Consider the following 1,081-nt stretch of genomic DNA (forward strand, 5'->3'; position numbering starts at 1 on the left):
GCGCGCCGAGGGGCGCTCGATTGGGCACCAGATGCACTGGGATACGGAGGAAGTGAGCTTGCAGAGAGGCGAGATCCTTCACCCCCTCGTGTCGAGCGTGACCTACCTCAGCGGAGCCTCGGGCGGCGACCCGACTGTCGTGCTCGACCAGCGTACGGACGATGATGAGGTAGGACGGGCATTCGTGAGCCATCCCCTAGTCGGCGCGACCCTATTCTTTCCGGGCGACAGGCTTCACTGCGTATTGCCAACGAAAGCCACAACCAAAAAGCGCGCACGAGGAGCCCAGCCGCATAACTCTATGGCGGCCGACGATGATCCTGCGCGGGGCGACTTACCTCTGCTAGCCGCGAGCGCGTGCCCACAGCGGGTGACGCTCATGATTGGATTCTGGACCCGCCCAGTCAATACGCTCTGTGAACGGCCGCTCTATGGCGCGTGTGGCCCAACGCCCCGCGCTACGCGCAGATGCACGTGGCCAGCACGCGTCGCCCTGCCCGAAGACGGCGAGCGGGCTGCTCTCGAGAACGCCTCAGCGCGCGCGCACGCGACCACCGTCGGCCGTGCGGTGCCATGCGTCGAGGGCAACACGTGGGAACGCCTGGAGACGAAACCGACGAAACCGACGAAACCGACGAAACGCACGGCACGCCAATGCAAGGAGAGCGCGTCGGCATGGGTCGGGCTACCAGTGCCCGAGGCGCGAAACCATCGCTTCTTCGTGCGTGCCGTCTCGGAATTCCGTGAGCAGATCTGTGCTCTACCACCCGTCGATGGTTAAGAAGCCGGCCGCGCGGGCTTTTCCTCTTCTGCAAAGTGTATGCCAGCTCGTAACGTATGCCTGCGCGGAGATGCTTGTCACTTGTCACGTTGACAGACCACCCACCGACAAGGCGATCGGCGTCTCACTCCGCACCGGGGCGAGGCGAGGCATTTCTGACGACTGACCGTACTGCCTGGGTCCTCGCCGGGCGTGCCCCTCGTTGTATGCGGACCGCGGGTCACGGGCTCACGAAAACCGATTCTCGCCGCGCGCGCGGACAGTCGAACTAACGAGCGCCGTCGTGGGCTCGTGGCGCGT

General features: G+C 64.9%; 1 protein-coding gene. It reads right to left on the reverse strand.

The window, feature by feature from the left end; all coding sequences use genetic code 11:
• Positions 1–193 (reverse strand): hypothetical protein (locus tag EB084_26310; GenBank protein ID NDD31776.1); only part of this gene is annotated, 193 nt, incomplete at its 3' end.
• Between the last annotated feature and the right edge of the window lie 888 nt (positions 194–1,081).

Source organism: Pseudomonadota bacterium (genome assembly GCA_010028905.1).
Lineage (GTDB): Bacteria > Vulcanimicrobiota > Xenobia > RGZZ01 > RGZZ01 > RGZZ01.